Origin of the sequence: Paenibacillus sp. V4I7 (assembly GCF_030817275.1) — a bacterium.
Lineage (GTDB): Bacteria > Bacillota > Bacilli > Paenibacillales > NBRC-103111 > Paenibacillus_E.
Genome location: NZ_JAUSZD010000002.1, coordinates 2,303,433 through 2,330,085 on the forward strand (window position 1 = coordinate 2,303,433; position 26,653 = coordinate 2,330,085).

Here is a 26,653-nt window from a genome sequence, read left to right on the forward strand (position 1 = left end):
AAGGATGACTGTACAGCCAAGCATGAATAAGAAACAAAGAGCCATCACTCCAACACCAAAAAAACGCCGACGAACTGAGCGAAAATCTACGTTCAACCGTATGCTTGTGAAAGTGTTCCGAATCGTAGTTACCGTGTTCCTCTTGCTTGTCGCTTGGATCGTCTACATCCAGTGGAAGGTTCAGATCGCTCCCGATCAAACGTTGCCAAAACAAGTTGACGTTGGTATTGTTCTTGGCGCTTCCTTGCGCAAAGATATCCCGAGTCCTGGTCTCCAGGAGCGTCTAGATTTGGCTGTTAATCTTTATAAAGAGGGGCGGTTCAAACAATTAATCGTCTCCGGAGGTCTAGATCATAACGGCTCCAAACTAACGGAGGCGGAGGGAATGCGTAATTATTTGGTTAAAAAAGGGCTTCCTGCCAAAAGCATTTTGATAGAGCCGCGGGCGACAAGTACCTATGAGAATTTGCTTTACAGCAAGCAAATTATGGACGAGCAGGGTCTTGAGAGTTCGATTATTATGACCCATCAATTTCATGGATCTCGTTCGCTTGATATCGCGGAAACGATCGGCTTGAAGCAGCCTCTCATTTCATCAACGAAGTCTGAGGTGCTCTTCATGCCTTACCACGAAGCGAGAGAAACGCTAGCTTATACGAAGTGGTATTTGACAAAGCTGTTGTTGTTGGTTGGCATCTGAGATAGCAAAGAAGCATGACCTGTAAGCGGGAAATACCCACTTGCTGGTCATGCTTTTTTATTTTGCCTTGGTTATCCGTTTACAATGGCTCCACCGTTCACATGTAAGATTTGACCAGCCATATAGGATGAATCCTCACTTGCGAGGAAAACGTAGCTGGCAGCGAGCTCGCCTGGCTGACCGGCACGTTTCATTGGTGTAGTCGAGCCGAACGTGGCTACTTCCTCTGCGGTGAATGTAGAAGGAATGAGAGGCGTCCAAATCGGACCTGGAGCTACGCCATTAACACGAATGCCTTTTGCATTCAGCTGAAGAGATAGGGAGCGCGTGAAGGTGACAATAGCCCCTTTCGTAGCGGAGTAATCGAGCAGCTGCTCATGACCGTGATAGGCGGTAATAGAAGCGGTGTTGATAATTGCGCTTCCGGATTTCAGGTGGGGAAGTGCAGCCTTGGTCAAATAAAAGAAAGAGAAGATATTGGTTCGAAACGTCCGCTCCAGCTGCTCCGAAGTGATATTCTCGATGCTAGGCTGAGGATGCTGTTCTGCTGCATTGTTTACTAAGATATCGAGTTTGCCAAACTTCCCGATAGCTTGCTCAATGATTTGCTTGCAGAAATTCTCGTCGCCAATGTCTCCCGCGACATGCAGACATTTTCGTCCTGCCTTTTCGACATGACGCTGTGTCTCTTCCGCATCCGTATGTTCGTTCAAATATACCAATACAACATCTGCACCCTCTTTGGCATAGGCAATCGCGACCGCACGGCCAATTCCGCTATCGCCTCCTGTAATCAGGGCGACTTTATCCTTTAGCTTGCCGGCTGCTTTATACCCAGATTGCTCAAAGACAGGAGGAGGATTCATCTGTGATTCAATGCCTGGCTGCTGATTCTGATGCTGGGACGGGAATGCTGGTTTCTTTTCTGTTGCTGTTGCCATGTGTATGGCTCCTTTCATCCTAGACAAATTCTTTGTTAGGATGATACAAGGGGCTGCAAATCATACTTAATTCGATAATGATAGCCATATCTGGCTTGGTAATCGAGCTTTTCATACAAGGTTACAGCGGGTTTATTGGAAGTAACAACCTGCAAATATTGGTTGGTTGCACCGTTCTCTAAACTCCATTCCGTCAGTGCGTGCATGAGGACGTACCCAAGTCCTTTGCCTCGATGGCCTTCATGGATAACGACATTTACAAAACCTGCCCATTCGTCCTCTACAATAGCCGTACCTAACGCGATGATTTGGTCATTTAGTTTCAGCTTGAGAAACCCTTTCGGAGAGGGCATCCGCTCAAATAGACCGCTATAGAAACCTCTGCGCTCTTCGGGAAACTGTTCAAGCATGAGGAAAGCGTCAAGCCACTCTACATCTGCTGCTTCTGCCCATTCCATTTGAATGGACGACTTATTAGGCATCATCTTATTGTTTGCGTTATCGGAAACTTGCCGACTGGCTGCAGTCATCATCAGACATGGTGTATCTAGCACATATCCTTTTGTATGAAGAATTTCATCCAGACCTTCAGGAGAAGCGTCGCTAATATGAAAAATTGCAGGTAAACCAAGTTCTTGATAGAATTGCTCTATTTTCGCAAGCCAATTAGGATCGTTTGGATATTCGCCAATGGCAAGCACACTGTTGGCACGTTTAGTGATACCTTGGGAAGCCCGTAGGAGCCAATTGTCAATGGAAATGGATGATTCAGCAGGCCACGTGTTTGAAGCCACTGTATCGATGGCGATATAAAAGTCAATTTTTTCGTTCATTTCTAGCGATCCCCTTCTCAAGTAAGTTTCCAATATTATAAATAAATTTATAGAGTTATGTATATACATAATCGCACTCCGTCAAAGTGGAAAAATATCATCCTTTGATGTAAGCTATGAAACAACAGGAGGTGGATTTTTCTTGGAACTCATCATTCGTACCGCACAATTAGAAGATTATGAGGCCGTAAATGCCATCATTCGAGTAGGACAAGAAGAACATGCGGATGCATTGCCTGAGCGTTTTGCCAGGTTGGATCACGTTGTTGCTATGGGCTGGTACCGAAGTTTTTCAGACCAACAGAACAAAGTGATTTTAGTCGCGGAGAAAGAGGGCTTGGTCATTGGTGTAGCTATGCTGGAGATGAAGAAATCTCCTACCTATGAAGCGCTAGTTCCTCGAACCTTTGCGTATTTAAATGAACTAGCGGTCTCACCAGACTATCTGCGTCAGGGCATTGGTACAAAGCTTTATAAAGCTTCTATTGCCTGGGCTAGGGAACGCTCAGCTGCTTCACTAGAATTAAACGTATGGGAATTTAATGAGCGTGCCATTGCTTTTTATAAATCCTTAGGGATGTTTACCTTAAATCGCACTATGACGACCACGATAGGATAATAACTGAAGGGGCATGATTATGCTATTTATCGATAATGAAGGCATCACAGATCCTCGGATTAATTTAGCTATTGAGGAATATGCCCTGAGACAACTCCCAAATGAGGAGAGTTACTTACTATTTTATATCAACGAACCCTCCATTATTATTGGCAAAAATCAAAATACACTCGAAGAAATCAATCTCGAATATGTCAAAGAAAATAACCTTCATGTGGTTCGGAGATTATCAGGTGGCGGAGCCGTGTATCATGATTTGGGCAATCTGAATTTCAGCTTCATTACCCGGGATGATGGGAATTCTTTTCACAATTTTCAAAAGTTTACTGAACCCGTTGTTGAAGCACTGCGTAAGCTTGGTGTTGAAGCAGCTTTAACGGGCCGCAATGATATCCAAGTCGGTGAGCGCAAAATTTCGGGCAATGCACAATTTGCAACCAAGGGCAGGATGTTCAGTCACGGAACACTACTCTTCGATTCAGAGATCGAAAACGTTGTATCTGCCCTTAAGGTTAATCTGGATAAGATTCAGTCCAAGGGTATTAAATCGATTCGCAGCCGGGTCGCTAACATAATAGAGTTCCTAAGCGAGCCTATTACGATGGAGGAATTCCGAAGTAAGCTGCTTGCTTCTATTTTTAGTGCCGAGGAATCGGAAATTCCCAAGTACAAGCTTTCAGAGGAGGACTGGGTCCGGATTCACGAACTATCTAAGGAGCGCTATCAGAACTGGGACTGGAACTACGGGAAATCACCGAAAAGTACAATGCAAAACTCCAAACGCTTCGAAGGTGTCGGTACAATAGATGTGCGTTTAGATATTGAGGAAGGTTATATTCATGATATAAAAATATATGGAGACTTCTTCGGAGCAAGAGATGTAGCAGAACTAGAGGAAATGCTGCGTGGTTCGCGGTATGAAGAGTCTGCCGTACGAGAACGGCTGTCAGGCGTGGAATTGCAGCGTTACTTTGGTGGTGCGCTGGATTTGGAGTCTTTTGTGGCTTTAATGATGTTAAATTAGTGCATGGATGGGGGAAGGCTGCCGATGACAAAGCTTTATTTAATCCGGCATGGGGAAACGATGTGGAATGTGGAGCGCCGAATGCAAGGTCACTTGGATTCACCACTTTCAACTTTAGGGGAGCAGCAAGCCACCTGGTTGTCAAATGCTTTGAAGGATGTTCACTTTGATGTTCTATGTGCGAGCAGCAGCGGTCGTACTTTGCAAACGGCGAATATCGTGAAGGGCTCGCGTGAATTGACGATACATGCCTCGGATGAATGGAAAGAAATGAATCTAGGTGCCTGGGAGGGGCGGATTTCGGCAGAAATTGAGGATTTGGATCCTGACAACTTCCATGCATTCTGGAATGCGCCTGATCTGTATAGACCAACGCAAGGTGAGTCCTATGCTGATTTACAAGCTCGCGTCATACCTGCAATTGTGCAGCTGTTAGAGGAACATGCAGGAAAAACAATTGGCTTGATTTCACATACAGTCACATTGAAAATTATCATGGCTTACTTCGAGCGAAGAGCTCTAGCAGATTTGTGGAACCCGCCTTATTTTCACCCTACATGCTTAAGTCTTGTCGAAATGATGGATAAAGAGCCTCATATCTGGCTTCACGGTGATACGTCCCATTTTCAAGAGGATGCATTCGGTTTCTAAAATACGATATCAATTGGAGGAATTATTTGCTCGTTCACTGGGAAACACTGGAGGATCACACCGTAGGCTTCCGTGTTCTGAAGAGTATCAAGAATGGCGGAAGCTGCTGCACCATTTCTATGACCCATTTCCGGTGGTCGAACATTATTCGCTGTCTCAAAAGTATCATTAACGGCTGCTGCGGTCTAAAATGCATCAAACGAGCGTAGGATGGATTGATACGACCATCAAACCATCCTGTAAACGAGGTGATCCTCATGAGTGGTCGAAGCTTGCCATCCAGACAGATCAACATCGTCTTACGGCAGCCAGAGCCTGGCATGCATAGGCGAGCCGTTGATGGAGCAGGCAGCCAGACTCACGCTTCGCCGCTAGCCGATGCCGAGCCGCAGCTCACAGGAAAGAAGACGCCGCTAGAGGGTCCGCTTTCGGATGTTTTCAAAGAGCTGAATCAACTGATTGGCCTTGATAATGTCAAAGAGCTGGTGCATGAAATCTATGCACTCTTACAAATTTCGCAATTTCGCGCAGAAGCCGGTCTGCTCAGCAATGCGCACGTCTACCATATGATTTTCAAAGGAAGCCCCGGAACTGGTAAAACGACAGTGGCTAGACTGATGGGCCGCATGTTTCATGCTATGGGTGTTCTGAGCAAGGGTCATTTTATTGAGGTGGAACGTGCAGATCTGGTGGGAGAATACATTGGACATACGGCTCTTAAGACTCGTGAGTTGATGAAGAAGGCGATGGGCGGCATTCTTTTTATTGATGAAGCTTATAGTCTGGCACGTGGAGGAGATAAGGATTTCGGCAAAGAATCCATTGATGCGCTGGTCAAAGGTATGGAGGATAAGAAGAATGAGTTCATCCTTATTCTTGCAGGGTATAGCGACGAAATGGAGCAATTTCTGGCTACGAATCCAGGGCTTCCTTCAAGATTTCCCATTCAAATCGATTTCGAGGACTATCCGATTGAACAATTGATTCAAATTACTGAGCTTATGGCAAAAGAGAGAGAATATGTTCTTCTTCCGCAAACGTTGGTGAAGCTAAAGCAGCATTTAACCGATGAGAAAGCCGCTACATGGCGTGCGTTTAGTAATGCGAGGTATGTTCGAAACATTCTGGAGAAAGCGATGCGGCATCAAGCGGTAAGGTTACTAAGTCAATATGTAAACGCGCCTTCCAAATTGGAATTAATGTCAATAAGGCCTGAAGATATGAAATTTAAATGAAATTAATAAAGCGATTTAACTTAACTAAGTTATATAGGATAAAGTTTATTTACTTAAAATAGGTGGAAAGCTACCGAGAGGCCTAAGGTCTTTCGGTTTTTTGTTTCTTCAGATGCGAACGCACGGGTATAATCGAATTCTCCGTTCCTGCAAATTGACTTTCCCAAGCATTTCCTACACAATGATGAGGAATACGCCCACTGGGGGCTATTTCGTTCGTTTGAATGCAGCGTAAAGGAGACACTTATGAAAACAACTTCACATATGGTTGAGAAGGAAATCGATGACCGCGCGGTGCTCGTTAGTCTAGTCACTCAGAAACAGAAGAAAAATGAGTTATTAGCGGAATACTCGCTGCAAGAGCTGGTCAAGTTAGCGGAAACAGCAGGTGTGCTTGTTTTGGAGACGATGACACAGAACAAAGAAACGAAGGATTCCAAATGGTTTATTGGCAAAGGGAAAGTTGAAGAGCTAAAAGTTCGTTTGGAAGAGCTTGGCGGGAATACGGCTATCTTTGATCAAGAGCTATCGGGTGCTCAAGTACGTAACCTGGAAGCTGCCTTAGATGTGAAAATTATCGACCGTACGCAATTGATTTTGGATATTTTTGCCCAGCGTGCCAAAACACGTGAAGGTATTATTCAAGTTGAGTTGGCGCAGCTTAGCTACTTGCTTCCAAGGCTATCGGGACAAGGTAAGAACTTGTCACGTCTGGGTGGCGGTATCGGGACGAGAGGACCGGGGGAATCGAAGCTGGAGACCGATCGTCGGCACATTCGCGGCCGTATTGACGAGCTGAAGGCGCAGTTAGAAGAAGTTGTCCGCCATCGGACTTTGCATCGTGAACGCCGTAAGAAGACGGGTGTGTTTCAAGTTGCCCTTGTTGGCTACACGAATGCAGGGAAATCAACATTATTGAAACAATTGACTCAAGCGGACGTCTATATTGAGAATCAGTTGTTTGCAACACTGGATCCCACTTCGCGGACGATGGAATTGCCAAGCGGCAAAGAGATCGTTCTAACGGATACCGTTGGCTTCATTCAGAACCTGCCGCATGATCTTGTTGCATCGTTCCGTGCTACGCTGGAAGAGGCCAATGAGGCTGATTTGATCCTTCATGTCGTGGATAGTTCAACCGATATGAGAAATGAGCAAATGCGCGTTGTCGCAGAGGTTTTGGAAGAACTGGGTGCCCATCAGAAGGAACAGCTGACTGTTTTCAATAAAATTGATCTTTGCTCGCAAAAAGATGTGGAAATGCTTTCGACCGAAGGTGAATTTCTGAAAATCAGTGCTTACAACTCTGATGATTTGGAACACCTGCGAGTCGCCATTCAAGAGAAGCTGATGGGTGAGAGTAAAGAGTTCCGCATTCCGGCTGATAAGGGAGACATCATTTCCCTTATGTACCGAATTGGTGATGTCCTGGAGACAGATGTGGACGGGGAAGATATGCTGTTCAAAGTCCGTGTGAACAAAGATGACTATGTCAAATTGGCCTATCAATTGGTGGCTTATGATCAACATGCTCAGCAAGAGGTTCAAGATGGTGAGGGAGAGATTTACTAATTATGCAATTCGGGGATAAAGTTATGGCATTAATGGAGAGCGCTGAACGCCAGATAGAGAGCGCTTTTCGCCAGATAGAGAAAACGATTGATCTTAATCAGTGGAAAGTGATTAGCGCTTTCCAAAAACATAAGGTAAGTGATTACCACTTTGCTTCATCGACAGGCTATGGCTACAATGATCGTGGCAGAGAGGTGCTCGATCTTGTTTATGCGGATGCAATGGGAGCAGAAGCAGCACTCGTACGTCCTCACTTTGTCTCAGGTACGCATACGATTGGCACAGCTTTGTTCGGTGTTCTGCGACCAGGCGAACATCTACTTTACATAACAGGTAAGCCTTATGATACGTTGCATAAGGTCATTGGCAAGCCTGGCGACGGTATGGGATCGCTGCAGGACTTTGGCATCGCATACAGCGAGGTTGCGCTGACGGAGGAAGGCGCTCCAGACTGGTCGGCCATCGCGGCTGCCATTCAGCCGAACACGAAGGTGATCGGCATACAGCGATCGCGCGGCTACTCGTGGCGGCCTTCGTTCACGGTAGAGCAAATCGGAGAAATGGTCCGATTCGTCAAGGAAGTGAACCCGGCCCTGATCGTCTTCGTCGATAATTGCTACGGCGAGTTTACCGAGCTGCAGGAGCCGACGCAGGTTGGCGTCGATCTCATGGCCGGCTCGCTTATCAAGAACCCCGGCGGCGGTATCGCCCCATCCGGAGGCTACATTGCCGGGCGGCGCGACCTTGTGGAGCTCGCCGCATACAGACTGACCGCCCCCGGTATTGGGGGCGAGGTCGGTGCCATGCTCGGCGCTACGCGAGCGATGTTTCAAGGGCTTTTCCTTGCCCCTCACTTGGTGGGGCAAGCCGTCAAGGGCTCGATCTTCGCCGCCGCGGTGTTCGAAGAGCTGGGCTTCGAGAGCCATCCGCGCCCGCAGACGCCGCGAACGGATCTGATTCAAGCGATCCGCTTCACGTCGGCGGATCACTTGATCACGTTCGTGCAGGGCATCCAGAAGGCGGCTGCCGTGGATTCGCACGTTGTGCCGGAGCCGTGGGATATGCCCGGCTATGAGCACCCCGTCATTATGGCAGCCGGGACGTTCATCCAAGGCGGCAGTCTGGAGCTATCCGCAGATGCGCCGATTCGTGAGCCCTACATCGCGTATTTGCAGGGCGGACTCACCTACTCACACTGTAAGTTAGGGGTACTTACAGCAATCCAACATATGGAAGACAAGGGATTGTTGTGAAAAATAAGACTGTGAACAAACCTGACACTCCTTGACACATTCTTGTTACAAAGGTACAATAAGATTGAGGTATTTACTGACCAGGAGTGATTAGCATGAGTGATGAGATACGTAGAAATATGGCGTTATTCCCGATCGGGATCGTCATGAAGCTGACAGATTTAACTGCAAGACAAATTCGTTACTATGAGCAGCATGAACTTATTATTCCAGCTAGAACAGCTGGTAATCAACGTCTGTATTCGTTTAATGATGTAGAACGTCTTCTAGAAATTAAAGATTTAATTGAAAAAGGTGTGAACATCGCTGGGATCAAGCAGGTTCTTATCCCTGTCGACAAGGATTCAGAAGATGCAACAATACTGAATGAGCACACAGAAGTTAAACGTAAAGAATTAACCGACTCCCAACTGCACAAAATGCTTAAGCAGCAGTTGATTGGCGGAGGTAAACGCCCTGATCAGGTTTCCCTGATTCAAGGTCAGCTTTCCCGATTTTATAAATAGCATTTCTTAATCGCTTGTAAATTGAGAGGAGACTGCACACGTGAGCTACAACAACAATTTTTCCAAAGAAGACATCTTACGCATTGCCAAAGAAGAAAATGTTCGGTTCATTCGTTTGCAATTTACAGACTTGATGGGAAGCATCAAGAACGTAGAAATTCCTTACAGCCAACTCGAAAAAGCGCTCGACAACAAGATGATGTTCGATGGTTCTTCCATTGAGGGTTATGTGCGTATTGAAGAGTCTGATATGTATTTGTATCCTGATCTGGATACATGGGTTATTTTCCCATGGGTAACAGAGAGCAAAGTAGCACGTTTAATCTGTGATATTTATATGCCAGATGGCAGACCGTTCGCGGGAGACCCGCGTGCAATTTTGAAAAATGCGCTGAAACAAGCCGAAGAAATGGGCTTTACGGCTATGAACGTAGGTCCAGAACCAGAATTTTTCTTGTTCAAAACGGATGAAAAAGGCAATCCAACTACGGAACTGAATGACCAAGGTGGTTATTTCGATTTGGCTCCGATGGATTTGGGCGAAAACTGCCGCCGCGATATCGTGTTGACGCTTGAAGAGATGGGCTTTGAAATTGAAGCATCCCACCACGAAGTAGCGCCAGGTCAACATGAAATCGACTTTAAATACGCAGATGCGATTAAAGCGGCTGACCAAATTCAAACCTTCAAGCTAGTCGTCAAAACCGTTGCTAGACAGCATGGTCTGCATGCGACCTTTATGCCTAAACCTTTGTTCGGCATGAACGGTTCTGGTATGCACTGTCACCAATCCTTATTTAAAGGTGATGTGAATGCTTTTTATGAAGAAAACGATAAATTAGGCTTAAGTAATGTGGCTAGACAATATATGGCGGGTGTACTTCGTCATGCACGTTCTTTTGCTGCGATTACGAACCCTACTGTTAACTCATACAAACGTCTCGTGCCTGGTTATGAAGCGCCTGTATATGTAGCATGGTCGGCAAGTAACCGTAGTCCGATGATCCGTATTCCAGCATCCCGCGGTTTAAGCACTCGCGTTGAAGTTCGTAACCCGGATCCGGCTGCTAATCCTTACTTGGCACTTGCTGTTATGCTTGCTGCCGGACTGGATGGCATTAAGAACAAAATGCAGCTTCCTCCTCCTACTGATCGTAACATATATGTGATGACTGAAGAGGAAAGAGAGAGCGATGGCATTCCTACTTTGCCATTGAACTTGAAACAAGCATTGGACGAGCTGCTTCGCAATGACGTGATTTGCGATACACTTGGCGAACACGCGTTGGCTCATTTCTATGAGCTTAAAGAAATCGAGTGGGATATGTATCGCACACAAGTTCACCAATGGGAAAGAGATCAATATCTGTCCCTTTATTAATCGCTTAGCACGTTGATATTGATGCTACAATTAGATACGACAAGCCCGTCAGCCTTCAGGAACGTTTCTGAACTGATGGGCTTTTTCACGCGAAGGAGATCATGAGAATGTTGGACAACTTTCAAACTAATTTGGAAAAGTATGCTGAACTTGTAGTCAAAGTAGGGGTTAACCTCCACAAAGGGCAGGATCTGATGATAGAGTCGCCGATAGAATCCCTAGAATTGACTAGACTTATCGTAAAGAAAGCCTATGAGGCAGGGGCGAATTTTGTCCAAGTGCACTGGCAGGATGATATGATTACTCGCAGTAGATTCGAATATGCCAATGTGGAAGCTCTCGATTACTATCCAGAGTGGTATACGAGTATGTTAGAACGTTTTGTAGAAAACGGTGGAGCATTGCTGAATATCAAAGTTCCGGATCCTGATTTGTACGCGGGTATTGATGCAAGTATGATTTCTAGAGCATCCAAATCTATGGCTACAGCTAGAGCAAAGTATCAGCACTATGTGAGAACAAGTAAGTTCAGCTGGTGTTTAATCAAAGCGCCTACGGTGGCGTGGGCATCCAAAGTCTACTCTGATTTGCCTGAAGACCAGCGGATCGATGCAATGTGGGAGGCAATTTTCCGGATAAATCGCGTTTATGAAGATGATCCGGTTGCGGCTTGGCGAGTTCATATGGAGCAATTGAAGCGCGTTCGCACCGTGTTAAATGAGAAGCAATACGAGGCGCTTCAATATCGAGCGGCAGGAACAGATTTGCGAGTCGAACTGCCGGAGGGCCACATTTGGCTTGGCGGTGATACGGAGAACGCAAGTGGAATACGTTTCGTGGCGAATATGCCGACTGAGGAAGTTTTTACAATGCCTATGCGAACAGGTGTTCATGGGACTGTGTCGAGCACCAAACCATTAAATGTGAATGGGGCGCTCGTGGATCGGTTTTCGTTCAAGTTCGAGGACGGGAAAGTTGTGGATTATCAGGCAGAAGTCGGCTATGAGCATCTAGCTAAGTTGCTCGATATGGATGAGGGCGCACGGTATTTGGGAGAAGTTGCGCTCGTACCTTTTGATTCGCCGATCTCAAATCTAGATCGCATTTTCTACAACACGGGCATTGACGAGAATGCATCCTGCCACCTGGCCTTAGGAAGCTGCTACCCGATCAACTTGCAGGATGGAGTATCTTTATCAAGTGAAGAGCTGAAAACTCGAGGTGGGAACACCAGTTTGATTCATGTGGATTTTATGATCGGGACCGCTGATCTTGAGATCGATGGTGTCCGTGGTGATGGTACCGTTGAACCGATTTTCCGTCATGGAAATTGGGCGCTTGCATTTTAGTTGAAATTTTAGATTAATTTCTAAGTTGGAAGTACTTCTGGTTTTATTTAAGGGGATAGTGAGCAGATAGAAGAAGGAAGACGGAAGATAGAAGTCTCTAGAGACTTCTAATCCGTCCAAAATTGTGATGTGTATAGGAAGGATGCTTTCCGTTCTGAATATCGATTCGAATGTCCCAGAAGGTCTATAGGGCTTAAGGGGCTGTCCAAGAGTAAATTTTACTTTTGGGACAGCCCCATTTCTTTATATTGAAGCAACTAGAGGATTATGTCTAAGTGTAGTCTATAGGAGCTTCTATTTAGGTAAAATGCGATCTAAAAGACGTAATAGAAGTCTATTAAGACTCTTATCTGAATCCGCTTCAACCTTCTTGGTTAAGTAGGGAACAAGGTTCATATGATAAACTTTTGATAATCCATATTTGGATCTGTTGCTCCTCTACGTTATTGAGTTGATCCATCTGATCATTGCTTCATACGACAAAGGCTGTTTACATAGAAAAGGACCGAGGGACTATTGTCCTCTCGGTCCTTTCTCATTGGTATTGTATGTAGAATAAGGGCTGTAGGGCTATTACATATCCCGGAACAAACCAATGACACGGCCTAGTATCGTAACATGTTTCAAGAGGATAGGCTGCAAAGCAGAGTTCTCCGGTTGAAGACGAATATGATCCTTTTCCTTGTAAAAGCGTTTCACCGTTGCTTCATCATCTTCCGTCATTGCAACAACAATGTCTCCGTTATTAGCGGTTTGCTGCTGCTTTACGATGACATAATCGCCGTTATGAATACCGGCTTCGATCATACTGTCACCCATGACGCTAAGCATGAACACATTATTGTCTCCTACCATGCTGACAGGAAGTGGAAAGTAGTCTTCAATGTTCTCTGTTGCTGTAATAGGCACACCGGCAGTTACTTTACCAACGAGAGGTACGCGAGCTACAGAAACCGCAAAATGCGTTTCAGCACCATCAAGACCTAGAATTTCAATAGCACGAGGCTTAGTAGGATCTCGACGAATCATACCTTTCTTCTCAAGACGCTCCAAATGCCCATGTACAGTTGAACTAGAAGCTAGTCCGACTGCCTCGCCGATTTCTCTAACGGAAGGCGGGTACCCCTTATCTTTCACTTCATTCTTAATGAATTCCAATATAGCTTGTTGACGCTGCGAAATCTTACTCAATAGTTATCACTCCAATACTGGGAATCATTACCCAAAGTATAACATAGAACCCGAGTTCGTACAAACATAAGTTCGAGAAAAAGGGTTGACTCAAACATGTGTTCGTGTTATTCTAATACCAGAACAAATGTTTGGGAGATGATCATTCATGTATATGGCTTATTCAAACACTAACACAACACACGCACCTCATAGATCTGCTAGCACATCCAAAGGGATGACATTTAATTCTAGTTATACAAAAGCGATTGTACGCTTCATTCTATTAGCAGTTATTCTTGGTACTGTGTTTTCATTTGGTGCTATGGTTCAAGCCTATGCAGGGGAAGGGGCTGCAAACGCAACAACCCCAGTTTCCGTGACGCCTTTTAACATTTCTCCGAAAGCAGTCGTACAAGATCAAGTCGTTATTCAACGAGGAGACACACTATGGGATATTGCTTCTGCACATAAAAAAAGCGATGAGAACGTGCGTTCCTATATGCATGAATTAAAGACAATCAATCATTTAACCACCAGCTCCCTGAAAGAAGGACAGGTTTTATTGCTTCCGTAATTTCACTTTACTATTTTTAATAGACTCTAAATATGATGAGGCTTGGACTTGTTCCTATGCCTCTTTTTGTTGTCTCTTGACATTCCTTAATAGGGATGGCAAAGTAGTACTCATATTGAATTTTTGACTGGGAGGATCATTATGAGTGACAACATGGAACAGAATATCGAACGTATTAATGAGCTTGCTCGTAAAGCGAAAACAGTTGGCTTAACAGATGCGGAAATCGATGAACGTAACGAACTCAGAAAGAAGTATATTGAAGCATTCCGTGGCAATCTCAAAGTTCAACTTGATTCCATCAAGTTTACGGACGAAGAGTAATTGCTGCTCATATAGATACAACATTCAAAAGGGGAAATGAATGATGACGTTGAAAGCCGTACTTTTTGATTTAGATGATACGCTTCTTTGGGATGATCGCAGTGTGCAGGAAGCTTTCGAAGCGACATGTGCTGAAGCTGCAAAGCATGTAGCCGTGAATCCCGAGGAATTGGAAGCTTCTGTTCGCAAAGAAGCGCGTTCTTTATATGAATCTTTTGAAACCTTTGCATTTACGAAAATGATTGGGATTAATCCCTTCGAAGGCTTATGGGCAAATTTCACACAAGGTGAGAATGAGAACTTTCGTAAGCTTGAGAAACTAGCTCCAGGATATCGTACGGAATCTTGGACAAGAGGGCTTACGGCGTTGGGGATAGAGGATCGTGAGCTCGGGTATAAGCTTGGAGAACTATTTCCAGCAGAACGTCGACGCCGTCCTTACGTCTATGAGGAAACGTTCCGAGTATTAGATGCTTTGAAAGGCAGCTATCAATTGTTGTTATTAACGAATGGCTCGCCCGATTTGCAAAAGGAAAAATTAGCAGGTGTCCCAAATATCGCAGCCTACTTTGATCATATTGTGATCTCCGGTGAATTTGGTGTAGGTAAGCCAGCGACATCTATTTTCAACTATGCAATGGGACTACTTGGGATAGAAGCAGAGGAAGGAATCATGATCGGAGATAAATTGACAACCGATATCCTTGGTTCTGGCCGTGTAGGAATGCGCAATATTTGGATTAATCATCATGGGCTTCAAAGTGGAGATGAGATCGTTCCTGTGTATGAGGTTTCCCGTCTTCATGATATTTTGCCGATTATTTCGAACGGATAACAGTGAATAAACAAAAACCCAACGGCTGTAGGACAATAAGTCCAGCGCTGTTGGGTTTATTTTTCATATAATAGAATTAAGCTTTAGTAAATTCGGGATCATCAATGTTATAAGCAACCCAGCCATCTTTTTCGATGAAGAGACGAACTGCAACGATTTCACGATTATCCATAAGTGTGAAGAAATGGTTCGTGTTCTCAGGAACTGAGATCACATCGCCTGGTTCAAGTTCAACATCAAAATAGCCAACTTCGCTTTCGGATTTGATAATGAAAATCCCTCGGCCAGAAACGATTGCGCGAATTTCATCTTCCGTATGAGTGTGCACCTGTTCGAATTTCTTTAGGAGCTCTTCGATGTTAGGCGTTGAATCGGAAAGCGCGATGACATCCCAAATTTCATAACCGCGTCTAGCAGCCAAATCACGAATTTCTTCTTCATAAGTACTAATAATTTGAGCTTTCTCTTCATCACTTAGAATGAATTTCTCACGCAGTGTTTCCGGAAGTTTGTTAGCGTCCCAATGTTCATAAACAACATTTTGACTATCCAAGAAGGCTTTGACCTGCTCATCGCCTTCAATACGTTCATTCGTATTGCGTATTCTTATTTGTGCCACGCAGCATCCCTCTTTCTAAAGTAAATATACTTGTATTATAGTGGAAATACAGTTAGCTGTCGATGGTTGTACATAAGAATTTCCGATAAAGCCTATAGGAAATTATGATAATTCAAATTCTTTTCATAGAAGCCGGATTCTGTTACACTAAATCTTAACATAAATTGTCGTTTTTTTTATTCTCTATAGCTTTAGGATAAGTTGAAAGGGAGTCATGCAATGACCAAACCACCGATTCAAGAGCAGCTTAAGAAAAAGATCATGATCCTAGATGGTGCCATGGGTACAATGATTCAGCAAGAGAACTTAACCGCTGATGATTTCGGAAGCGATGATCTAGACGGATGTAATGAGATTCTTTGTGTTACACGGCCAGATGTTATCCGCAAAATTCATGAAGCTTACTTCGCCGCGGGCGCTGATATGATAGAAACCAATACTTTCGGGACCACGAGTGTGGTACTAGCGGAATATGATTTGCAAGACCGACATCGCGAGTTAAATCTTGCTGCAGCTAAAATTGCTATCGAGGCAGCGAATAAATATTCGACACCAGAGTGGCCTCGTTATGTTATTGGTGCCATGGGTCCTACAACAAAGACGTTGTCGGTAACCGGTGGAGTAACATTCGCTGAACTAGAGGAGAGCTATTACGAGCAAGCTTTAGCTCTTGTTGAAGCGGGCGTGGATGCACTTCTTTTGGAAACTTCCCAAGATACTCTGAACGTCAAAGCAGGCAGTATCGGAATTCGCAGAGCATATGAAACATTGGGTGTTGAACTTCCGATTATGATCTCGGGTACCATTGAACCGATGGGCACAACATTAGCCGGTCAAAATATTGAATCCTTCTATATTTCCTTGGAGCATTTGAAGCCTATTTCAATGGGTCTGAACTGTGCTACAGGTCCTGAATTTATGAGGGATCATATCCGAACGTTGTCTGATATTGCTGAAACAGCGATTAGTTGTTATCCGAATGCCGGTTTGCCGGATGAGAACGGACATTACCACGAGTCTCCTGAATCATTGGCTAAAAAGATGGCTGGTTTTGCAGAGCAAGGCTGGCTCAATATTGCCGGTGGGTGCTGTGGGACAACGCCGGATCACATTCGTGCAATGGCAGAGACACTATCTCAGTATAAGCCAAGAACGCAATATGGTTCGCATTTACCTGCTGTCTCAGGGATTGAAACGTTATTTATCGAGCCAGAAAACCGTCCGATCATGGTTGGCGAACGGACCAATATTTCAGGTTCACGAAAATTCAAACGTCTTATTAAAGAAGGTAAGTTTGAAGAAGGCTCTGAGATTGCACGTAATCAAGTTAAGAACGGCGCTCACGTTATAGATATTAACTTGCAAGATACAGACATTGACGAAGCTTATGCCGTTGAAGAGTTTATGCAGCAGGTTGTGAAGAAAGTCAAGGTTCCGTTAATGATTGACTCGACATATGACCACATCATTGAGCTTGGACTTAGGTACTCCCAAGGCAAGGCGATCATTAACTCCATTAACTTGGAGGATGGTGAAACGAAGTTCGAAGGCATTTTACCTTTAATCAAACGTTACGGGGCTGCCGTTGTTTGTATTCTCATTGATGAACGAGGCCAAGCGGTTTCGCGTGAAGCGAAGATCGAAGTCGCGACGCGGTCTTACGAGCTTTTGACTCAGAAGTATGGCATGAATCCCGAGGATATCATATTTGATCCTAATATGTTCCCAGTAGGCTCTGGAGATCCGCAGTATATCGGTTCCGCCGTAGAGACGATTGAGGGCATCAAGCTGATTAAAGAAAAGTATCCTAAAGCCAAAACAATTCTAGGGTTAAGTAATATCTCCTTCGGTTTACCGGATGCTGGGCGTGAAGTGCTGAATTCCGTCTATCTGTATCATTGTACGAAGGCAGGCTTAGATTATGCCATTGTGAATACAGAAAAGCTGGAGCGTTATGCTTCCATCCCGGATACAGAACGTCAATTAGCTGAAGAGCTTATTTACAATACGAATGATGAGACACTGGCGCAATTCGTTGCCCATTTCCGTGAGAAAAAAGTGGAGAAGAAAGAGAAGATTTCGAATCTGTCTCTGGAAGAAAGACTCGGCTCTTATGTCGTGGAGGGGACCAAGGAAGGACTGATCCCTGATTTGGAAATTGCTTTACAGACTTATTCGCCGCTTGAAGTCATCAACGGGCCGCTCATGAAGGGGATGGAGGAAGTTGGACGCCTCTTTAATGGGAATGAACTGATTGTGGCTGAGGTTTTACAAAGTGCGGAAGTAATGAAGGCTTCAGTTAATTACTTGGAACCATTCATGGAGAAATCCGAAACAGCGGTTAAGGGGAAAATTATTCTAGCAACCGTCAAAGGTGATGTACACGATATCGGTAAAAATCTCGTCGAAATCATCCTTTCGAATAATGGCTACAAAATTATTAATCTCGGGATCAAAGTACCACCAGATCAAATCATCGAAGCCTATCGAAGAGAGCTGCCGGACGCGATTGGTTTATCTGGATTACTTGTGAAATCGGCTCAGCAAATGGTGATTACGGCTCAAGATTTACGCACAGCAGGTGTGGATGTGCCGATTTTGGTTGGTGGTGCTGCACTAACACGTAAATTCACCAAAACGCGTATTCAGCCTGAATATGAGGGTGTTGTTCTGTACGCGAAGGATGCGATGGACGGTTTAGATATCGCCAACCGGTTAAGTGATCCTGAGCAGCGCAAGCGACTCATTCAGGAGCTGAGAGAGAGCCTGGAGTCCGATGTGATGGATACCAGTAAGAAGGAAGAGAAACTGCCGCAGCTCACACGTGTGAGTTCGTCTGCTGTATCCAAGGATCTACCTGTTCAAGTGCCGCAGGATACTGAGCGACATATCATGAGAGAGTACCCGATTAGCCATTTGATGCCTTATGTCAACATGCAGATGCTGCTTGGACATCATCTTGGTTTGAAAGGTAAAGTAGAGCAGCTGCTTAGCGACAAAGATTCGAAAGCCCTTCAGCTGAAGGATACAGTGGATTCAATTCTATATGCTGCACAGCATAATGGGATTATCAAAGCCCACGGGATGTACCGTTTCTTCCCAGCACAGTCCAGCGGTAACGATGTTATCGTGTATGACCCGCAGGATCACAGTAAAGTGCTTGAAACCTTCACTTTCCCGCGTCAAGATAAAGAACCATATCTTTGCTTATCCGACTACCTTAAGTCAGTAGAAAGCGGGCAAATGGATTACGTCGGTTTCTTACTGGTTACGGCAGGGCATGATATTAATGAATTGGCTAAAGAATGGCGGGATAAAGGGGATTATTTGAAATCCCATGCCCTTCAGGCTACGGCACTGGAAATGGCAGAAGGATTTGCCGAGCGGATTCATCACATCATGCGAGATGTATGGGGGATAGCCGATCGCGTAGATATGACAATGCAGGAGAGATTTGGGGCCAAATATGTCGGGCAACGGTTCTCCTTCGGTTACCCGGCATGTCCGAATCTCGAGGACCAAGCGAAATTGTTCAACCTATTGAAGCCAGAGGATATTGGCGTGGAGTTAACGGAGTCGTTCATGATGGAGCCTGAGGCGTCGGTTTCAGCGATCGTATTTGCCCATAAGGAAGCTCGTTACTTCAACGTAGGATAGAAAGTTTATGTATAAAGCGAGGCACTTGTGCGAACTACATGGTTCGTCGGCGTCCTCGCTTTCCATTTTGGCATCGTGATTTTAGATAGAATGGAGTTTAGATCGTGGACTTGTATTTTTTGGGTACGGGGGCGGGAATGCCTTCCAAACAACGAAATGTTACCTCAATAGCTTTAAACCTGCTGGATGAACGTGGAACCTACTGGCTGTTCGACTGTGGAGAAGGGACGCAACAGCAGATTCTGAACTCTCCAGTGAAATTGGGGCGAACGGAGATGCTTTTCATCACGCATCTGCATGGGGATCATTTGTACGGTCTGCCTGGTTTGTTAACGAGTCGTTCCTATCTAGGAGGAGATACACCTCTTACGCTATATGGACCCCGGGGTCTTAAGAGTTTTGTTGAGACAGCCCTCTCAGTAAGCGGGGCTCACTTAACGTATATGCTGCAGATCGTGGAAATCGAGGAAGAAGGTCTGATTTTCGAAGATGAAAGCTTCCAAGTCGAGACGGCACGACTAGAGCATCGTATCGAATGCTTTGGTTTCAGGATCGTAGAGAAGGATCAACCTGGCAAGCTTATGCAGGAAAAACTAACGGAACTCGGCATACCGGCAGGTCCGATTTATGGTAAATTGAAGCAAGGTCAATCCGTCCAGTTGGAGGATGGTCGTACGCTTCATGGAACTGATTATCTAGGTGCGCCGATACCCGGACGCATCGTTGTAATTCTTGGTGATACGCGTTATTGCAACGGGGCTCAGCACTTAGCACGCGGCGCTGATGTGCTTGTGCACGAGGCTACATTCGCCATGGATAAGCAGGAGCTTGCGTATTCGTTTGATCATGCCACTTCAATTGACGCGGCAAGAACTGCTCAGGAAGCGGGAGCGAATACGCTGATCATGACACATATTAGCTCGCGCTATCAGGGGGATGCCGTAATGGAGCTTTTGCAGGAGGCTCAGGAGATTCACAGTAATAGCTACATAGCTAAGGATTTCTGGAGCTTTGAAGTACCGCGCAAAGGGTAAAGAAAAAAAGCCTCATCCAATTATGGAAGGGGCTTCTCACTTTTCTTATCTGTTCGATTCGTCTTTTTTCTCCTCGATGAAGCCGCTGATGCTTTCTTTGCGGCGTTCATTCTTGGATTCGATGCTTTGTTTTTCCTCGGCAGTTATTTCATCAGCATGTTCGTCCAAGTAGTCCTCAGCTTCGTGCAGATTGGCTATCGTATGATCGATGGCGTTCTGCAAACGAGCTGGATTATCTTCGCGATTGTCTGGCTTTGCCATAGTATTTCTTCCCTCCCTTTGAGGCGATAGATTGACATCCTGTTATACAATTCCACAAGGTCAATCAGATTATTCACTGAAATCATTACAGAGACTCAGGATAGTGCTGCTCGCAGCTGGAATGGAGAATTTTTATGCTCGGTTTTGCTATATTACTAGGCTTTAATTTTTTAGGTTATGTGATTCAGTTGAGCCTACACCTGCCGCTACCAGGCAACGTGATCGGGCTCATTCTTTTTACCGCGGCTTTGTTCACTAAACTTGTAAAGCTGTCTTGGGTGGAAGTAGCGGCTTCACTGTTGACGAGGCATATGATGCTCTTTTTTATTCCTTTTACGGTTGGCGTTCTTGCCTATATTCCGATCATAGGAGCTAATTGGCTTGCTATTTGCGGCGGGACTCTAGGTGCAACGCTGGCTGTTCTTGTAGTAACGGGTTGGGTATCGTCAAAGTTAGGACAGGAGAGTACCAAATATGGGAAATAGCATACTGCAGAATCCATTGTTTGGTCTTACTCTAAGTGTGATTAGCTATGCGTTAGCCAATTTGTTGTACCAACGATGGCGGTTTATGCATCCTCTTTTTAGTTGTACGGGGTTCATTATCATTGTACTAGTCAGTTTTCGTATTCCTTATGAGGACTTTAAACGAGGTGCTGACGTGCTAACGCTTTTATTAGGGCCTGCAACCGTTGCGTTAGGCGTACCTCTTTACAAATACAGAGAATTAATACGTAGAAATTTGGCGCGTGTCTTGATAAGTGTTTTAGCGGGTTCAATTACGGGCATTGCAGCAAGTGCCGCTATTGTGGGGTTATTAGGAGGAAGTCATTCCATTATCCTAAGTATGCTTCCCAAATCGGTAAGCTCGGCGATCTCAATCGAAATAGCCGCGCGATTAGGCGCGATTCCTGAATTAACAGCGGTATTAACCACTTTAACTGGGCTGCTGGGCAGTATGTTTGGTACTCGGATCTTGAGTTGGTTTAGAATTAGAGATGATATCTCGATAGGCATAGCAATTGGAACAGCCGCTCATGGTATTGGAACAGCCAAAGTATTCAAGGATTCTGAACAGCAGGGAGGATTTGCTGGATTATCCATGGGGATTTGTGGGATTATGACTTCGATATTATTTATACCCATTTATATGTGGTTAAAATAGTGCCGTGCATATGGAGGAACAGAGCTCGTTATAAGAGCTCTGTTCTTTTTTTACACCCTAAATATGCTGATTGTTCGTCAGTAAGGAGGGGGCATCCTACTTTTATTAGGCTGCTTTACCACATAAGTAAGACTATCTGCTTGGAGTATAACAGGAACCTCATGTCTTGTAATATCCAGACGCATCGGTGTGTCTGAGAGATGAAGCTGTTCCCAGCCCTCGTAATTCGCTTGAAGGATCGCCAGGGCATTCTCTTTCGGCATGACAACTTCGATTAGCGTTTCACGCTTTCTGCCCGTTTGACGGTTGAATTCTTCAATATTCGTATTCATCAAGATAAAGTTAATGCCACCTGGCTTGGTGCCCTCGGCCATCCTTCGGAGCACTTGTTTAAAAGCAGTGTCGGATTTTACGTGCTCCAGGCTAGAGGCAGCAAGGATATAATCGTAGCTATTTGGCGGGATCTTATACGTGCTAATATCTGCTTGTTCGGTACTGATCAAATGCTCTACGCGAAACTCTTTGCTATAGGTGTGCAGTTTCTCTAAAGCCAAATCAAGCAAATCTACACCATGAACATGGCCCAAAGATGACTTGAGCCATTGCGCCAGAGGAATACTATTGCGTCCTACCCCGCAGCCCAAGTCCAGAATGGAAAGCGGGTGCTTATGGTCAATCAGCTTTACAAGCTCCATGATCAGCGGAATGGGCTTGTCCAGCCATGATCCCTTGTTATAAAGGCGATGCTGCTCGAAGCAATCTTCATGATATTGCTTTTCTTCTTCACGAATACGTTGTAATCGAGCTTTGTTCATGAGGATACCTCCGCTTCTGAAATAGAAAGTTCTGTATACGTTTATATACCTCAAGTCATCGATATCTAAACAAGGATAATGACGTTTTTTTGGTGCGTCATTCACGAAATATTACAAATTCTTAATAACACGAAAACGAACACTTAATAATCCTCTGCTAACCTTGAGTTATTAGACTCCAGTTGAAAGGCGTGAGGAAGATGAGTGGACCACTTCTGAATACGGCGCCCCAGCATGCCAAGCTGTCGGTTAAGCTTGCAAGCAGCGCACAAGAGATTGAGCAGGCTATGCGACTTAGGTATCAAGTGTTCGTTGAGGAAGAGAAAAACATGAGGATGCTGAATGAGCAGGGGCTTGAGCAAGACGTCTACGATGCTTACTGTGACCATCTCATTGTGAAAGACATCGAAACCGAGCAAGTGATCGGTACTTATCGGTTGCTTCCTGGGGATCGAGCTTTGAACGGGATCGGGTTCTATTCCGAAACTGAATTTGATCTTACGGCCTATTCAGATTTGAAAAGTCAAACGCTGGAGCTTGGACGGAGCTGTATTGCTCCCGAATATCGTGGTGGAAAAGCGATTCAACTCCTTTGGGAAGGCATTGCTGGTTATATTAGCGAGCGGAATTATACGCATTTAATTGGTTGTGCGAGTGTGCATGTGGGCAATTTGGAGGAACTCAATTTGATCTACTCGATGCTGCGCCAGAAGCAAGTGATAACAGACCGATTCGGTATTGAACCACTTGCTACGCATCGAATCCCTGGCCTTACTCGAATGGAAATCGATAGCAATGAAAAAGAGCTGTTCCGTAAACTGCCGCCTCTGATGAAAGGCTATCAATGGCTCGGAGCGGAGATTGGCGGAGACCCGGCATATGATGAGCTATTTGAGACCGTAGATTTCTTTATTATTTTACAAAAAGATCGGGTTACACGTCGTTATAAACGCCACTTTCTGACTACTTAAGCAGGTAAGGAGGACTTACCTTGTATGAATGGATTGCCAAGCTGACGTTGAATGAACGTAGGCTGCATCGCATCGAGAGAGTGCTCTGTGTTTATCCCATGTGGATGATGTCGGCTGCTTGTTCTATGTTAGCGTTTGTGCTTTATCGGGTATTCCGAAAAGGGTTTCTAAAGCGAGTGGAACACAATTTAATAGACTTACTAGGTGAAATGCCTAAGAGTTCATTAAAGGCTATTTCCAAGCATTATGTTCAAAATGTCGTGTATACACTTTATGAAATTCTTTTCCTTTCTGTTCGGTTGAAAAAGCTTTATGCTAGTCACTTTAATGTGCAAGGTGAGGAACATCTACAAGAAGCACAGCATCAAGCGGAGGGTAAGGGATTCATTGTTTATGCACCTCATGTTGGCAACTTTTTCAACTATTATTGGTATTTGACTCAGAAGTTCGATTGCTTAACAGTGGCTTCAGCTGGAAGTCCTGAACTTAAACCTCTATATATGAAGTTTGCCGCTATGGGTTGTAATGGCTTAGATTACGACAGTGTCCCCCCGTTGGAGCTGTATCGTACATTGAAAAAGCACGTGCAGAGCGGCGGAGTTATTTTCATCCTCGGTGACTTCTGGAGACCGACATTTCCTTTATCGAGGTTATTTGGCCGACTGACTCGTACACCTGAAGGTGCAGCCATGTTAGCGCTAGAGCATCAAGTGCCAGTTGTACCTTTCTATGGATATCGCGTCAAAGGGTTTAAACATCGGTTAGTTTTTGGATCTCCTATGCATTTACACGAACAATTTGAGCGTACAGGACGTTCAGGACGTTCAGAACGTGCAGAGGCAAACTTGCTTTTGAATGCGTTCATGGAGCGTGTGATCCGTGAGCAGCCTTCGGCATGGTTTTATTGGTTTAATGTTCATGAACGGTGGGAGAAGGTCCCATCATCAGCTGCTAATAACACAAGTAACGATGTGATCGGAAGTATAGATTTGACTACGGAAGCAGCAGGATGACTCACACAACGACCAAAAGGATTGGTGATCGACACATGGACACTGGAAGCCACTTATTGTTCGGCGTCACGTTAGCGGGATTGGCATGTTTGGAACCGGCCGTTGCACAGGAACCAGCGCTGGCCCATGCCATACTTGCAGGAACACTCATTGGTTCGCATGCCCCTGATTTTGACACCTTTGCACGTCTGAGAGGATATGCGAACTATGTTCGCGTTCATCGAGGGATCACACATTCGTTGCCGGCTTTGTTCATTTGGCCCATCCTTCTAAGTTTGCCCCTTGCTGCCTTGTTTGGTGTATGGGAGCATCTGATTAGCTTATATCTATGGACTTTTGCAGCTGTAATGTTCCACGTATTTCTAGATTTGTTCAATGTGTATGGCGTCCAGTGCTTCCGTCCATTTTCGCAGAAATGGTTCCATCTCGACACCCTCTGTCTCTATGAACCATTCTTATTTGTTCTTCATGGCCTTGGTGTCCTACTATGGTTGTTCATCTGGCAAGGAAATGGTGGCAGCCATATCGGAGAGGTATTCGCTTTGATATATGCGGCAACCTTCTTCTATATTGCAATAAGAACCTCGCAGCGCAATCGTTTCGTTAAGCTCGTAAAAAGTAAATTGAACCTCGCAGATGGCATCTGTCATCTCATTCCTAGCCTCAGTTGGTTTCAATGGCAATTCGTACTTGAGGATGACACATGTTTCTATCTAGGTGAGATCCGACATGGTCACGTATTGATTCAGGAGGAGTATAGTAAAGCGGATTACAATCAGAACGATTCACATCCTATTGTTCAGGCAACCATGGCCACGGATGGTGTTCGTGCCTTCTTGCACTTCGCACAACGGATTCACGTGTGTTGGAAAGAGAAGAACGATGGTTATGAGGTGCAGTGGCGCGATGTGCGATTCTGGCATAAACGTAAGCTCCCTTTCGGCGTCAATGTGCTGCTGGACCGGGACATGAACGTGGTCAGCGACACGCTCGGTTGGGATAAGAAGGCTTGGGACCCGCCGTATGTTTGATAGATTTGAAATGAATGGATAAGGTTGAATATTCATATAAAAAGAAAGAACACCTCATGACACGGTATTTTACACTCGTGATGAAGTGTTCTTTTTTCATAAACTTAAAGCGTCTGACCAAATTCTCCACCGTATAAAAGCTCGCTTAACTCTCGTCTGCCTGATGGGATTTCGCGCTCTTGGAACTTCTCGTCGAGAGCTTCAACAGGGCCGCGGTAACCAATGACGATCACAGCATGAATATCGTACTCTTCAGGGATTTGAAGGGCTTCGCGGGCTTGATTCCGATCGAATCCGCCCATGGCGTGAGTGATTAGACCTTGATTGTTGGCTTCTAGAGCGAGGTAACCCCAAGCTGTACCAGCATCGAACGCGTGACTTGGGTTATCGCCGCCTTTAGGCGTTTTGGTATGTGAAATGACAAGGGTGAGGACGGGGGCTTTTTCGCACCATTCCCGGTTGACCGGCATAATGAAGTTGTGAAATTTAGCTCGCTGTTCAGGTGTGCGGGCAATAATGAAGCGCCATGGCTGCAAGTTGCTTCCGGAAGGTGCCCACCTTGCGGCTTCAAAAAGACTAAGGAGAACATCTTCTGTCACTTCTTGATCGGTAAAGGAGCGTGGCGACCAACGTGTTAGGAATTGAGGGTTGATTTCGTGGTCAGGTTGACGATTGGATTCGACTTCAGCAGGTAAAGAAGTTGTCACGATAAATTCCTCCTTATTTTGTAATCTTCCTTATATTACCTGATTTCAAAGTCGATTACGAGTTTCTGAAAATCCTCTTGAACGGTATGGTTTTTCATGATTATGGAAAAACTAGTGGTTATGAAATGATGGACCAAGAAGAGGTGCGAGAAACCGTGAATTTTACTAGTCATGATGTTATTATAATTGAAAGAGCGCTAAGAACAGCGATGAAACATGATAGGGAAGAGCATCGTTCAAGAGATTATCATGAAGTTTTGCTCAAAATGCAAGAGAATGTGGAGCAGGCGCTCACCGTCAATGCTCAACAGGCAACCATAGAACATGAAGGAATTCGGTATGATTATGATGATTCATCCGATCTCATGTAGACATACGAACGTATATTCTGTAAGGCTGCGGCGGGAAACC

At 45.0% G+C, this 26,653-nt stretch carries 28 protein-coding genes and 1 pseudogene; 22 read left to right on the top strand and 7 right to left on the bottom strand.

Features of this window, described 5'->3' with window-relative positions:
- Positions 1–4 precede the first annotated feature (4 nt).
- Positions 5–700 (top strand): YdcF family protein, encoded by a 696-nt coding sequence (locus tag QFZ80_RS11520; protein ID WP_307558982.1) that lies wholly within the window; start codon positions 5–7, stop codon positions 698–700.
- 71 nt (positions 701–771) lie between these two features.
- Here the strand turns inward: QFZ80_RS11520 and QFZ80_RS11525 are convergent, their stop codons facing one another.
- Positions 772–1,641, bottom strand: coding sequence for an SDR family oxidoreductase (locus tag QFZ80_RS11525; protein ID WP_307558984.1), 870 nt, complete (start codon positions 1,639–1,641; stop codon positions 772–774).
- Positions 1,642–1,676: 35 nt separating this feature from the next.
- Entirely contained in the window at positions 1,677–2,474 is a 798-nt protein-coding gene (locus QFZ80_RS11530) for a GNAT family N-acetyltransferase (protein WP_307558987.1), read from the bottom strand.
- Positions 2,475–2,616: 142 nt separating this feature from the next.
- Here QFZ80_RS11530 and QFZ80_RS11535 point away from each other — a divergent pair, with 142 nt between their 5' ends.
- From QFZ80_RS11535 to QFZ80_RS11580, 10 genes and pseudogenes are all read left to right on the top strand, one after another.
- The gene (locus tag QFZ80_RS11535; RefSeq protein ID WP_307546549.1) at positions 2,617–3,093 is read left to right on the top strand and encodes a GNAT family N-acetyltransferase; all 477 of its coding nucleotides are present in this window, start codon (positions 2,617–2,619) and stop codon (positions 3,091–3,093) included.
- Positions 3,094–3,112: 19 nt separating this feature from the next.
- Positions 3,113–4,117 (top strand): lipoate--protein ligase, encoded by a 1,005-nt coding sequence (gene lplA, locus QFZ80_RS11540; protein ID WP_307558989.1) that lies wholly within the window; start codon positions 3,113–3,115, stop codon positions 4,115–4,117.
- A 24-nt stretch (positions 4,118–4,141) separates the two neighbouring features.
- Positions 4,142–4,768, top strand: coding sequence for a histidine phosphatase family protein (locus tag QFZ80_RS11545; RefSeq protein ID WP_307558991.1), 627 nt, complete (start codon positions 4,142–4,144; stop codon positions 4,766–4,768).
- A gap of 26 nt (positions 4,769–4,794) precedes the next feature.
- Positions 4,795–4,940: pseudogene (locus tag QFZ80_RS11550) on the top strand (antibiotic biosynthesis monooxygenase); the annotation flags it as partial.
- An 85-nt stretch (positions 4,941–5,025) separates the two neighbouring features.
- Complete coding sequence (locus tag QFZ80_RS11555; protein ID WP_307546543.1) at positions 5,026–6,003, top strand: AAA family ATPase; 978 nt, start codon at positions 5,026–5,028, stop codon at positions 6,001–6,003.
- A 246-nt stretch (positions 6,004–6,249) separates the two neighbouring features.
- Positions 6,250–7,575 (top strand): GTPase HflX, encoded by a 1,326-nt coding sequence (hflX, locus tag QFZ80_RS11560; protein WP_307546541.1) that lies wholly within the window; start codon positions 6,250–6,252, stop codon positions 7,573–7,575.
- Positions 7,576–7,607: 32 nt separating this feature from the next.
- Positions 7,608–8,828, top strand: coding sequence for a methionine gamma-lyase family protein (locus QFZ80_RS11565; protein ID WP_373460395.1), 1,221 nt, complete (start codon positions 7,608–7,610; stop codon positions 8,826–8,828).
- Positions 8,829–8,923: 95 nt separating this feature from the next.
- Positions 8,924–9,334: a MerR family transcriptional regulator gene (locus tag QFZ80_RS11570; RefSeq protein WP_047676992.1), complete on the top strand. Its 411-nt coding sequence runs from the start codon at positions 8,924–8,926 to the stop codon at positions 9,332–9,334.
- A 40-nt stretch (positions 9,335–9,374) separates the two neighbouring features.
- The gene (glnA, locus tag QFZ80_RS11575) at positions 9,375–10,715 is read left to right on the top strand and encodes a type I glutamate--ammonia ligase (protein ID WP_307546536.1); all 1,341 of its coding nucleotides are present in this window, start codon (positions 9,375–9,377) and stop codon (positions 10,713–10,715) included.
- Between the two features lie 110 nt (positions 10,716–10,825).
- Positions 10,826–12,064, top strand: coding sequence for an aminopeptidase (locus QFZ80_RS11580; RefSeq protein WP_307564094.1), 1,239 nt, complete (start codon positions 10,826–10,828; stop codon positions 12,062–12,064).
- A gap of 573 nt (positions 12,065–12,637) precedes the next feature.
- Here the strand turns inward: QFZ80_RS11580 and lexA are convergent.
- Complete coding sequence (lexA, locus tag QFZ80_RS11585) at positions 12,638–13,255, bottom strand: transcriptional repressor LexA (RefSeq protein WP_047676998.1); 618 nt, start codon at positions 13,253–13,255, stop codon at positions 12,638–12,640.
- Positions 13,256–13,403: 148 nt separating this feature from the next.
- Between lexA and QFZ80_RS11590 the strand changes: the two genes are divergently transcribed.
- From QFZ80_RS11590 to QFZ80_RS11600, 3 genes are all read left to right on the top strand, one after another.
- Positions 13,404–13,811, top strand: coding sequence for a LysM peptidoglycan-binding domain-containing protein (locus QFZ80_RS11590; protein WP_307546534.1), 408 nt, complete (start codon positions 13,404–13,406; stop codon positions 13,809–13,811).
- A 141-nt stretch (positions 13,812–13,952) separates the two neighbouring features.
- Positions 13,953–14,135 (top strand): DUF896 domain-containing protein, encoded by a 183-nt coding sequence (locus tag QFZ80_RS11595; RefSeq protein WP_047677001.1) that lies wholly within the window; start codon positions 13,953–13,955, stop codon positions 14,133–14,135.
- A gap of 43 nt (positions 14,136–14,178) precedes the next feature.
- Positions 14,179–14,970, top strand: coding sequence for an HAD family hydrolase (locus QFZ80_RS11600; protein WP_307555554.1), 792 nt, complete (start codon positions 14,179–14,181; stop codon positions 14,968–14,970).
- A 76-nt stretch (positions 14,971–15,046) separates the two neighbouring features.
- On the opposite strand, the gene QFZ80_RS11605 is transcribed toward QFZ80_RS11600, so the two are convergent.
- Positions 15,047–15,589 (bottom strand): 1,2-dihydroxy-3-keto-5-methylthiopentene dioxygenase, encoded by a 543-nt coding sequence (locus QFZ80_RS11605; RefSeq protein ID WP_307546531.1) that lies wholly within the window; start codon positions 15,587–15,589, stop codon positions 15,047–15,049.
- Positions 15,590–15,808: 219 nt separating this feature from the next.
- On the opposite strand from QFZ80_RS11605, the gene metH reads away from it, so the two are divergent.
- Together metH and rnz are read left to right on the top strand one after the other, a co-directional pair.
- Entirely contained in the window at positions 15,809–19,246 is a 3,438-nt protein-coding gene (gene metH, locus QFZ80_RS11610; RefSeq protein ID WP_307546530.1) for a methionine synthase, read from the top strand.
- A 104-nt stretch (positions 19,247–19,350) separates the two neighbouring features.
- The gene (gene rnz / locus QFZ80_RS11615) at positions 19,351–20,280 is read left to right on the top strand and encodes a ribonuclease Z (RefSeq protein WP_307546529.1); all 930 of its coding nucleotides are present in this window, start codon (positions 19,351–19,353) and stop codon (positions 20,278–20,280) included.
- Positions 20,281–20,325: 45 nt separating this feature from the next.
- Here rnz and tlp read toward each other — a convergent pair whose 3' ends face one another.
- Positions 20,326–20,541, bottom strand: a complete 216-nt coding sequence (gene tlp / locus QFZ80_RS11620) for a small acid-soluble spore protein Tlp (protein ID WP_057302361.1) — start codon at positions 20,539–20,541, stop codon at positions 20,326–20,328.
- Between the two features lie 134 nt (positions 20,542–20,675).
- Here tlp and QFZ80_RS11625 point away from each other — a divergent pair, with 134 nt between their 5' ends.
- Both QFZ80_RS11625 and QFZ80_RS11630 read left to right on the top strand, forming a co-directional pair.
- The gene (locus tag QFZ80_RS11625; protein ID WP_307546526.1) at positions 20,676–21,026 is read left to right on the top strand and encodes a CidA/LrgA family protein; all 351 of its coding nucleotides are present in this window, start codon (positions 20,676–20,678) and stop codon (positions 21,024–21,026) included.
- Positions 21,016–21,705, top strand: a complete 690-nt coding sequence (locus QFZ80_RS11630) for an LrgB family protein (RefSeq protein ID WP_307546524.1) — start codon at positions 21,016–21,018, stop codon at positions 21,703–21,705. Before QFZ80_RS11625 ends, QFZ80_RS11630 begins: the two co-directional genes overlap by 11 nt.
- Before the next feature lie 77 nt (positions 21,706–21,782).
- Here QFZ80_RS11630 and QFZ80_RS11635 read toward each other — a convergent pair whose 3' ends face one another.
- Positions 21,783–22,520, bottom strand: coding sequence for a class I SAM-dependent methyltransferase (locus QFZ80_RS11635; RefSeq protein ID WP_307558996.1), 738 nt, complete (start codon positions 22,518–22,520; stop codon positions 21,783–21,785).
- Between the two features lie 200 nt (positions 22,521–22,720).
- Here QFZ80_RS11635 and QFZ80_RS11640 point away from each other — a divergent pair, with 200 nt between their 5' ends.
- From QFZ80_RS11640 to QFZ80_RS11650, 3 genes are read left to right on the top strand one after another with little or no spacing between them, the layout of a single operon-like run.
- Entirely contained in the window at positions 22,721–23,491 is a 771-nt protein-coding gene (locus QFZ80_RS11640; RefSeq protein WP_307558998.1) for a GNAT family N-acetyltransferase, read from the top strand.
- Between the two features lie 20 nt (positions 23,492–23,511).
- On the top strand, positions 23,512–24,504 hold the full coding sequence (locus QFZ80_RS11645) for a lysophospholipid acyltransferase family protein (protein WP_307442132.1): 993 nt from the start codon (positions 23,512–23,514) through the stop codon (positions 24,502–24,504).
- A gap of 35 nt (positions 24,505–24,539) precedes the next feature.
- Entirely contained in the window at positions 24,540–25,535 is a 996-nt protein-coding gene (locus tag QFZ80_RS11650) for a metal-dependent hydrolase (protein ID WP_307442134.1), read from the top strand.
- A gap of 104 nt (positions 25,536–25,639) precedes the next feature.
- On the opposite strand, the gene QFZ80_RS11655 is transcribed toward QFZ80_RS11650, so the two are convergent.
- Positions 25,640–26,242, bottom strand: a complete 603-nt coding sequence (locus tag QFZ80_RS11655) for a nitroreductase family protein (RefSeq protein WP_307442135.1) — start codon at positions 26,240–26,242, stop codon at positions 25,640–25,642.
- A 77-nt stretch (positions 26,243–26,319) separates the two neighbouring features.
- On the opposite strand from QFZ80_RS11655, the gene QFZ80_RS11660 reads away from it, so the two are divergent.
- Positions 26,320–26,613 (top strand): hypothetical protein, encoded by a 294-nt coding sequence (locus QFZ80_RS11660; RefSeq protein WP_307442137.1) that lies wholly within the window; start codon positions 26,320–26,322, stop codon positions 26,611–26,613.
- Positions 26,614–26,653: the final 40 nt, after the last annotated feature.